This window comes from uncultured Desulfosarcina sp. (assembly GCF_963664155.2).
GTDB lineage: Bacteria > Desulfobacterota > Desulfobacteria > Desulfobacterales > Desulfosarcinaceae > Desulfosarcina.
The window spans coordinates 1274344-1283155 of sequence record NZ_CAXXXH010000002.1 but is presented as its reverse complement, the minus strand read 5'-3'; the positions used below and the strand labels follow the sequence as shown (position 1 = coordinate 1283155).

Annotated in this window: 9 protein-coding genes; 5 read left to right on the top strand and 4 right to left on the bottom strand. The window is 41.9% G+C overall.

The window, feature by feature from the left end; all coding sequences use genetic code 11:
- Window positions 1-37 precede the first annotated feature (37 nt).
- Window positions 38-1173, bottom strand: a protein-coding gene (locus ACHZBS_RS29895; protein WP_319405970.1) for an IS3 family transposase whose coding sequence is annotated in 2 segments (ribosomal slippage) — window positions 38-894 and window positions 894-1173 — 1137 coding nt in all. Because the reading frame shifts where the segments join, the coding sequence is not laid out codon by codon here.
- Between the two features lie 733 nt (window positions 1174-1906).
- On the opposite strand from ACHZBS_RS29895, the gene ACHZBS_RS29890 reads away from it, so the two are divergent.
- On the top strand, window positions 1907-2209 hold the full coding sequence (locus ACHZBS_RS29890) for a nucleotidyltransferase domain-containing protein (RefSeq protein ID WP_319410194.1): 303 nt from the start codon (window positions 1907-1909) through the stop codon (window positions 2207-2209).
- Window positions 2206-2595, top strand: a complete 390-nt coding sequence (locus ACHZBS_RS29885) for an HI0074 family nucleotidyltransferase substrate-binding subunit (protein ID WP_319410193.1) — start codon at window positions 2206-2208, stop codon at window positions 2593-2595. The genes ACHZBS_RS29890 and ACHZBS_RS29885 overlap by 4 nt, the downstream gene beginning before the upstream one ends.
- 117 nt (window positions 2596-2712) lie before the next feature.
- On the opposite strand, the gene ACHZBS_RS29880 is transcribed toward ACHZBS_RS29885, so the two are convergent.
- Complete coding sequence (locus ACHZBS_RS29880; protein WP_319410192.1) at window positions 2713-3282, bottom strand: PEP-CTERM sorting domain-containing protein; 570 nt, start codon at window positions 3280-3282, stop codon at window positions 2713-2715.
- 1357 nt (window positions 3283-4639) lie between these two features.
- On the opposite strand from ACHZBS_RS29880, the gene ACHZBS_RS29875 reads away from it, so the two are divergent.
- From ACHZBS_RS29875 to ACHZBS_RS29865, 3 genes are all read left to right on the top strand, one after another.
- Complete coding sequence (locus ACHZBS_RS29875) at window positions 4640-5380, top strand: PEP-CTERM sorting domain-containing protein (protein ID WP_319410191.1); 741 nt, start codon at window positions 4640-4642, stop codon at window positions 5378-5380.
- A gap of 118 nt (window positions 5381-5498) precedes the next feature.
- Window positions 5499-6212 (top strand): PEP-CTERM sorting domain-containing protein, encoded by a 714-nt coding sequence (locus tag ACHZBS_RS29870; RefSeq protein ID WP_319410190.1) that lies wholly within the window; start codon window positions 5499-5501, stop codon window positions 6210-6212.
- A gap of 535 nt (window positions 6213-6747) precedes the next feature.
- Window positions 6748-7476 carry a PEP-CTERM sorting domain-containing protein gene (locus ACHZBS_RS29865; protein WP_319410189.1) on the top strand — a complete coding sequence of 243 codons (729 nt, stop codon included), beginning with the start codon at window positions 6748-6750 and terminating at the stop codon, window positions 7474-7476.
- 557 nt (window positions 7477-8033) lie between these two features.
- Here the strand turns inward: ACHZBS_RS29865 and ACHZBS_RS29860 are convergent.
- On the bottom strand, window positions 8034-8420 hold the full coding sequence (locus ACHZBS_RS29860) for a type II toxin-antitoxin system PemK/MazF family toxin (RefSeq protein ID WP_319410188.1): 387 nt from the start codon (window positions 8418-8420) through the stop codon (window positions 8034-8036).
- Window positions 8380-8631 (bottom strand): hypothetical protein, encoded by a 252-nt coding sequence (locus ACHZBS_RS29855; protein WP_319410187.1) that lies wholly within the window; start codon window positions 8629-8631, stop codon window positions 8380-8382. The genes ACHZBS_RS29860 and ACHZBS_RS29855 overlap by 41 nt, the downstream gene beginning before the upstream one ends.
- Window positions 8632-8812 lie beyond the last annotated feature (181 nt).

The following is an 8812-nucleotide window of genomic DNA, read 5'->3' as shown; positions in this document are numbered from 1 at the left end:
GCTATGAGCCGAGAGCTTTTTAAAAGATAAAAAGGCATCAGGCAGCCTCGGCGAAAGGATGGGGCAGACCGTAATAAACCTCATCCGGGGTTCTGTCGTCAAGGGCCGAATGGCCCCGTTCGTGATTGTAATAATCGAGCCACCGGCCCAGACCCTGCCGCAGCGCCTTACCGGTGTCGAATGCGTGCAAGTAAATGTATTGGTGTTTGAGGGTCCACCACAGCCGCTCGACGAATATATTGTCCTGGCAACGACCCCGACCATCCATACTGATGGCGACCTTGTTATCGATGAGAACCTTGGTGAACGCGTTGCTGGTAAATTGAGCCCCTTGGTCGGTATTGAAGATTTCCGGTGGCTCATAGCGGCTCAACGCCTCTTTAAGGGCATCGATACAAAAGGCGCTGTCCAGGGTGTTGGATATCCGCCAGGCGAGCACCTTGCGGCTGTGCCAGTCCATGATCGCCACCAGATACATGTACCCACTGGCCATGGGGATGAAAGTGATGTCGCTGGCCCAAACCTGATTGGTGCGACTGATGGTCATACCCCTTAGCAGATAAGGATATACCTTATGCTGGGGATGGGGGCGGCTGGTCCGCGGTTTGGGATACACCGCCTCGATACCCATTAATCGCATCAGCCGCTGAACCCGTTTGCGATTGGCTGTTATGCCCTGACGATCCAGCTGGCGGCTGATCGTTCGGCTGCCCGAGGATGGATTGGTAAGATACAGTTCGTCGATCTTGCGCATCAGTTCCAGCTCTTCTTGGCTTATGGGTATGGGTTGGTAGTAATAGGATGACCGGCTAAGATCGATTAGTTCACACTGCCGGGAAACGCTCAGCTGCCGATCCAACGGATCGATCATGGATTTACGCTGTTTGCGATTCAGCTGCTGAGCTTGCGTGCTAAAAAATCGTTTTCCACCTTGAGTTGACCGATCTGGCGGTACAGTTCGGCGGTTTGGGCATCGGCCTGTTTTCTGGATCGGTGGCTTTTATCGAAGATATCGGCTGCACCGTCGAGCATCTGCCGCTTCCAGGTGGAAATCATGGTGGGGTGAACACCAAATCGACTGGCCAACTGTGCTGCGGTTTCTTCGTTCTGAATGGCAGCCAGAGCGACCTTGGCTTTGAACTGTGGACTGTGTGATTTGCGCTTGTTACCCATCGTCAGATCCTCCTCATTTTTGGTCTGACTCATAGCTTAGCACATTGTCCAGTTTTTGGGGTCCACCGCCACCACCCATTTTTTAGCAAGGTGTCAAGTCAAGTCCGTCCTCATACAGATGAAGAAACCGTTTAATTGGTTTGATTTGTCCGATTGGTTGTTTTGTTTGTTGAGTTCATTGAGTTTATTGTGTTCGTTGGGGGCTTTGAGTTTTCTCATTCGACGTTCTATGTTGGACGTTCAATGTTCGATGTTCATTTTTTCAGTTCCTTGAACCCTTTGTCTACTGTATTCGTTGACAGGCGGCGCCGACATGGTTTTGTTGGTGGCCGCTTTTTTTGTTTTATGAGATAATTAAAAGTCTCTGGCCTGTGCGATTCTTGCCCATTTCCAGGTGGTATGCTAATACCCAAGTTGAGCGATTGTCGAGCTTGCCGCAGAACCAAGGAAGCTGGCATTCCGCTATAGTGGACTATGGGGGGTGCCGGCTGACACCGGTTATGCGGTGAGATCGGGAATCCCAACGGGTTTCAAATTTTTAAGATCGGTAAACCGCAAAAGCAAAGAATACAAACCAATTATGGTATCTGTAAAAAATTGAAACGCTCAGTTTGGGTAATAATTAATCAATGAATGCCATCGAACAAATAAACCCTGTCGATTAAAGGTGTGTAGGCGGAAGACATGAAGTCATGTAGCGAGATGGGCTTTTTTTAATCCGAAGCGATGTGCGATGAATATCGATGAAATTTTAAGACAGGCAGCGCTGATTGTCGCCGATGAATTAAAGGCCGGCTATCCTGGCTATCGGTTGTTTTTATTCGGATCCCGTGCCAAAGGTACAGGCAATGATAAATCTGACATAGATATCGGTATCATATCGGATACCCGGATCACGGGAAGGCAGCTACTGACGATTCAGGAAAAATTGGAACAGATACCCACTTTGTTGAAAATCGATGTTGTCGATTTCAACTCGGTTGACGATGAATTCAAGAAGATCGCATTAAAACATACACAGGATATTGAAATATGACGTCAGAGAAACTGGAAAGAAGTCTAATCAATTTCCAAAAGGCTATGGATCGTTTTACGGAAGTGATCCAGGAACCGGAATCGTCCATTGTCATGGATGCAACCATACAGCGGTTTGAATTCACCTACGAGTTAATGTGGAAAACACTGAAAATTTTTTTAGAAGATATCCACGGGATCCGGACGGTATCCCCAAGACAGGTTTTCAAGGAAGCATATTCCCTTTCAATTGTCGAACAGGAGGAAATTTTCCTGGAAATGATCAAATCCAGAAATTTACTCTCCCATACCTACAATGAAGAACAAGCTTCTGATATTTATAAAAAATGCCCTTCATATGTATCAGCGATGCAAAATGTATATGATCAGATATCAGCTGGAAGGTAGCCCCTCTGCGCCCTCGAGCGTAGCGGGTGAGAGATAAAAGTTTTCTCAAAAAAGAAAAGAGCTAACCCCACCCAGACGGCGAGGTTAGCTCTTTTTTTTAAAGGATCGGCGATGAAACTATTTCTTAAACAGCTTCTTTCGGCCAGCACCGGCAATGCCCAGCAGACCAACACCCAGCAGCATAATGGTTGCCGGTTCGGGGACGGGTTCGCAACCATTTGTGAGGGTAGCAGTGATATCAAATCCATCACACCCAAAGAGACCAGCCTGGTCGTTTAAAGAAAGCAGAGCATGGCCACCTAAACCATAATCAATTATTATTGGTGTTTCATCCCAATCGAGTTCTCCAAGACCAATATTGAAGATGGCTCCAGCACTCCATGACCCTGTGCCAGTTTGGTCGTCAATTCCCGTAGGACTAGTAAAATTGATTGTAATAGTAACATCTTCTTCATAACCAAGAGCCCAATTAACTACAGCATGTCCTAAAGTGACTTGAGCAGACTCCAAGGGATCAAGGTCAACTGTATCTGTATTGGGTGTATACGAGTAAAGAATATAGCTCCACCAGGCATCAGAATCTGCATCTAATCCCGTCCCAGTAAGCGTAAATGTTGTTGCAGATGCCCCACCTGTAAATGCGAAAAGTAAAACTAAAAATGACAATACCGCGAGTGCTTTTTTCATTTCTTCTAATCTCCTTTAAAATAAACTTTATAGATAGAGATTTTAATTATGAATGAATAAATTCATCCGCCCAATTCCATTTACTTCCTACGCTGTGCAATAACCTCCTTTCTTCCCATTCAAATTGGTTTTTGTTTTGGTTGGCATCTTTGTGCAAAATCGATGGTGAAATTGAACTCCGCGGCTTTAATTTGATCTTCAAGTGTTCGTTGGGATCAACTGGGTATGCGGCTTGAAATTCAGCGATGCCATTTTGCTGTCTTGCCTATGATCTGCATGGTGCAGGCCAAAATTCAGAAAAAAAATGGAATTAAAACCTAAAGAAAATAGGGGCTTAAACTATGACACAATGTGGTATATCGAAATATTCCAGATAGTTGTGGAATTGAGGTAATATTTGAAGGGAAATTGTGTAAAAAAGTACATAGGGAAAAGATCGTTTGATTGGCTCGATTAGTTTGATTTTGTCCGATTGGTTGTTTTGTTCGTTGAGATTGTTGTTTTTATTGCGTTCGTTGGGATCTTTGAGTTTTTTCATTCGACGTTGGATGTTGGACGTTCAATGTTCGATGTTCATTTCTTCAGTCCCTTGGCCCATCGAATCCTTGAACACTTTGACTACTGTATTCGTTGATAGGCGGCGCCGACATGGTTTTGTTGGTGGTCGCCTTTTTTGTTTTATGAGGGGAAACGGATATCCTATGAAATAAATTTCCGACACAATGGGTAAACATGGCATTAACTCCATAGGAACTTTGCAAGCAGCTTAGAGAAGATAGAATAATGCAAAGAAAAATAAATTGAAAACCTCCCGTAATAATACGGAAAAAATAATAATGAAAAAACAAAAACACTTTTGGCCCGTTGGTTGCTCTATGACTACCAACAGATTGAAAAGAAACCGATCTCAAAAATGTTCTTTGAGAAATTAAGAGAATTTAAAGGCTCGATAGATTCCATATCGCACCTTTAACTGTCATTACTCAATGGATGGACAAGTCTTAGTAAAACGGCACTGTGAGAAAAAATCTATATTTTCATAGAAACTGTTACATTAGTTACATAATAATTGTGCGCCAATGGTCTAATATAGAAGCAATATGAATTATAATAAATATTACAATTTCAGTAATATAAGTTATATTAAAGAAAGATGGCATAAACCTTGATCCAAGAACGAAACAGCCTTTGTCGAAAGGCATCGTGGGGATGCCTAATAATTTTATTCAAAATAAACAATCAGCAATAAAAATCAACAGAAGGAGGTGAACCAGACGAGGTGATTGTCGGAGTAGAGGATTGAATTGAAGTGATAATTCAGAATTGAAAATTCAAAATTAAATGTGTGGAGGCGATTGTGAAAAAATTAACTATGGTTTTGGTAGTACTCTTGTTAGGAACGTTTTTTGTGACTGGGAGCGCGATGGCGCTGCTAATCAATGATAGACCAGTTACACTGGGGAGTAGTAATGAGACTTCATTGCAGACCATCCTTGATACTACCGTTGGTACTGGTAACATTGATGTTAATTTAGATCAAAATGGCACTGCAGTTTGGACCAGTGATGACTTTACATCAAACGCTTTCTTCATAGCAGCATATAGAGGCGATTTAGGTGTATTAGGTATTTATTCGTACGCAGATCCAACCAAAAAATACGACTTTTCTTTTGATAGCACTGGTACTACTCAATTTAATATCAACGACGCCGGAACATTCTTTTCTGGAACCGATAGTATCGTTGGATTCGGTGATGCTTTTGGTTTTTACTGGAAAAACACTTCGACTCCTCTTACTTCTTATACCGAAGATGATAAAAACGACGGTGATACTGCATTATCATTGTCCTACCTTGTTGAAGCAGGGACGAGTGTTTATTTGCCTGCTTTCGGTGGATCGACTCAAACTGCAGAAGGTGATGATGATTGGATTTTGGCTTTTGAGGACAGATTGACAGGGGACTTTGATTTTAATGATGCTGTTTATTATGTTAAAGATATTAATGCACCCGTCCCTGAACCAGCCACCATGCTGCTGCTGGGCTTCGGTTTAATCGGCATTGCCGGCGCCAGCCGTAAAAAACTGTTCAAGAAATAAACTCGTTAAACACGATCTTTTGTGAAAAAAACGCCCGCTCCGTTGAGCGGGCGTTTTTTTTGCTGACCCGAGATAAGTCTTGCCGTATCAGACATATAATTTGCCCAGGAGGGCTTTGATGAAAAAGTTATTCTTGATTGTGTGTTCCTTAACAATGCTCCTTAACGCCAGTGAAAGTTTTGCCCTAACCATTGACGCATATGAGGCGAGCAACACAGTCGCCATCAGCAACTGGATTTCAAATTTAGGTGCCAATGTTGTGGTTTTAGAAGATTTTGAAAACGTGAAGACTGGTTGGTACCAGAGATTAAACACATCCGTGGGAACTTTCACTGCTGGCGGACAGATAGGCATTGGTGCTACATCGTATAACGCCAGCCATGACGTCGATTCCAATGATCCATATTTTTCAATTCGTGACGAAGCATGGTATGGACGGGGGAATACCACTGAGACCGGTGGCGCTTCAAATTACTTAGATTCAGGCGATATCACTGAGCTTTATTTAGATCTTAATCTAACTTTAAGCGTTACCAACCTTTTTTTTATTCTTCAAGATCCTTCCGATGTCAGAGCAACCACAAAAGTTAATTCAGAATCTGTCACTCAAACATTCTCAGGCCTTTCAAATGGAAGCTTATGGTTTATTGGGATCTCAGCAGATGACGCAATTAGCTCAATTAGTTGGACAACCTCGAACCAGAACGACGGCTATGGATTAGATGATTTCTCCACCGTCACACCCGTCCCCGAACCTGCTACCATGTTGCTGCTTGGTTTTGGCCTGATCGGCATCGCCGGGGCAAGTCGTAAAAAGCTGTTCAAGAAATAAACAATTTTTTTTAAAGTATCATTAATTTTAGAGCCCGTACGGTTGTTTAGAACAAGCTCTTTTTTTGTGTAAACCAAGCTTCCTATTAACAATGACTATGGTTAGAATATTCATTATAATTCTAAAAAAGAAAAATGAATATAGAAATTTTTAATGCGATGTAAAGCAGTCACTTGTTTAATTATTCATTGAATATTTATCAGAATAGGGAGTGGTATATATTTACTATTATCTGACCAAAGTATGTAGATAGTTGCTATCCAGTGTTAAAAAATCTATTTGTTTACACAACAACTATTACATAAAATACATAACACATTTATCCGCCTGTTTTAGAATTCCCAAAAATTTTATAAACCACTGATAAAATAAATAAAAAAACTTTATAAAATTATTCGTATTTGGTATTTGTATTGCAATAGTTTACCATAAAATTAATTGTTTTAACTACTTTAATGAAATGTTTTTATGTATTAGCTGTGTGTTTAACAATTGTTTTCAAGTTAACCAAATTAAAACAAGAAAAGGAGGAAAAATGAACCGCATGATTAAATTGTTAGTTGTATCGTTTTCAATTCTCTTTTTAATTTCTGGTAGGGCGATGGCTACAGATATTACCATCTGGGATGGAATAGGATCTTTGCCCTCAACAGGTGACGGTGAAAAGAGTGAAGTCGAGCCAAAGATGATTGATAACACTAATTGGTATCTTGAGAGTTTTATGTTGGATGGCTCAAGTCTTTCAGTAACCGGATATTTTGATTTTGAAGATGGTTATTTATATAACGGAAAAACTTATTGGGCTGGGGATATATTCGTTGCAATCGGTGATGTTCCAGAATATGGGATTGGCGCTGATTCTTCAGTAACTAACTTTGGGTATGACTATGTATTTGATGTTGACTGGGATGATGGAAGTTACTCATTGTATGAGTTAGACCCCAGCGGGTCCGATCTTTCGCCGCCAACAAGTGACAACTTCCCACAATCAGATCCCTACAACTTTAACCCAGTAAATGAAACAAAAATAGAAGACGGTACCTTTTCCATTGGGGGGGATAGCCTATACACCGCTTCAAGTTTTGATATGAGTTTTTTGGGAGCAAATCAAGAATTCTGGGTCCACCTTACGCTTTCTTGCGGTAATGATAGTATGATGGGCAACGGAACCACCCCTGTCCCTGAACCGGCCACCATGTTGCTGCTTGGCACCGGTCTAATCGGCCTCGCCGGCGTCGGCCGGAAAAAACTGTTCAAATCATAAGAACGACAGCCACGAAATAGATTGACCAAAAAGCCTGCTCGTTTGAGCGGGCTTTTTGGTTTGGGTTGGAATGGAAAGAAGACAGAAATAAAATAGGCTATAGGCGGACTATAATTTTGAATGATGAATTTTAAATTTATAATTAAGGTTATAAAATCTATTAGATGAGCAGGGAAGGGCTCGAAAGACGAACATCGAACATCGAACGCCCAACGTCGAACATCGAATGATTCAAATAACAGCAAGTCTCTCGCAGAGTCGCAGAGAACGCAGAGAGAGATTCAACCAAAACTCAAAATTAAAAATTCAACACTCAAAATTGCTTTTCTGCCTCTGTGAACTCGAGCGAAGCGGGCGAGATGAAAAAACTGAGCATCGAAGATCGAACATCGAAATCAGGACATGGATTTACACGGATCCAAGGCAATAACAAAAAAAATGTATCTCGCAGAGCCGCAGAGATCGCAGAGAGCAAAAGTGATAGTGGGCTTTGCCCAGGAGAAGGATAGCCAATCACCTTCGATTCATAGATTGTCTCGGTGCGTTTCACTGGCACATCAATATCCTTCAATCGATAGATCCAGATGGATTTTTAGAGCGCTTTCTATGCTGACCATACTCTCAGCATCCAACACGCCAATCCGTTTCACGATACGGCGCTTGTCGATGGACCGTATTTGATCCGTTTTCACCTTGGAAGCCTTGGGAAGATTTGCCGTTCCTTTTTTCAGCTTCACCTCGAATGGATAAATCTTTGCTAATTTTTGTGACGTGATCGGCAGGATGGTAATGGTTCCCGAATACTGATTGCTGATATCGTTTGATATGACAACCACCGGCCTTGTTTTGGCAATCTCCCGGCCCAATGCCGGATCCAGCGCGGCCAGATGAATCTCGCCTCTTTTAATACTTATCATCCCAGCCCTCCAAATCGGCAGATTCAAATTCAGATGCAATTTCGAGGCTTTCTTTTTGGCAGGCGCGATAACCTTCGGACAATTTCTTTTCGAGCTCCACCTTTCTATCCTGCTTAACCTTAAAGCGAATGGCCTCAGCGATGAACAGACTGCGTTTTCTGGGACCGGATATCTGGTCTACGAGCTGGATCAATCCTTTGGGTAAAGTGATATTGAGACGTACATTTTTTGTGTTCATATTTAACTCTTTCTTGTGTGTAAATTTATGTATAATTAATGATGTATTATTGAGTGGATGTCAATAGAAAACAACCTGACCAGTGATGGGCTTTAGGGAATGGGAAAGGAGACAGAACGACAATTAATTTTAAATTAATGTTAAGAAATCAATTAGATGAACAGGGAAGGGCTCGAAAGAC

Coding starts and splice junctions, on each gene's coding strand:
- ACHZBS_RS29890 (WP_319410194.1), top strand. CDS start 1,907: ATGAATATCGATGAAATTTTAAGACAGGCAGCGCTGATTGTCGCCGAT.
- ACHZBS_RS29885 (WP_319410193.1), top strand. CDS start 2,206: ATGACGTCAGAGAAACTGGAAAGAAGTCTAATCAATTTCCAAAAGGCT.
- ACHZBS_RS29880 (WP_319410192.1), bottom strand. CDS start 3,282: ATGAAAAAAGCACTCGCGGTATTGTCATTTTTAGTTTTACTTTTCGCA.
- ACHZBS_RS29870 (WP_319410190.1), top strand. CDS start 5,499: ATGAAAAAGTTATTCTTGATTGTGTGTTCCTTAACAATGCTCCTTAAC.
- ACHZBS_RS29865 (WP_319410189.1), top strand. CDS start 6,748: ATGAACCGCATGATTAAATTGTTAGTTGTATCGTTTTCAATTCTCTTT.
- ACHZBS_RS29855 (WP_319410187.1), bottom strand. CDS start 8,631: ATGAACACAAAAAATGTACGTCTCAATATCACTTTACCCAAAGGATTG.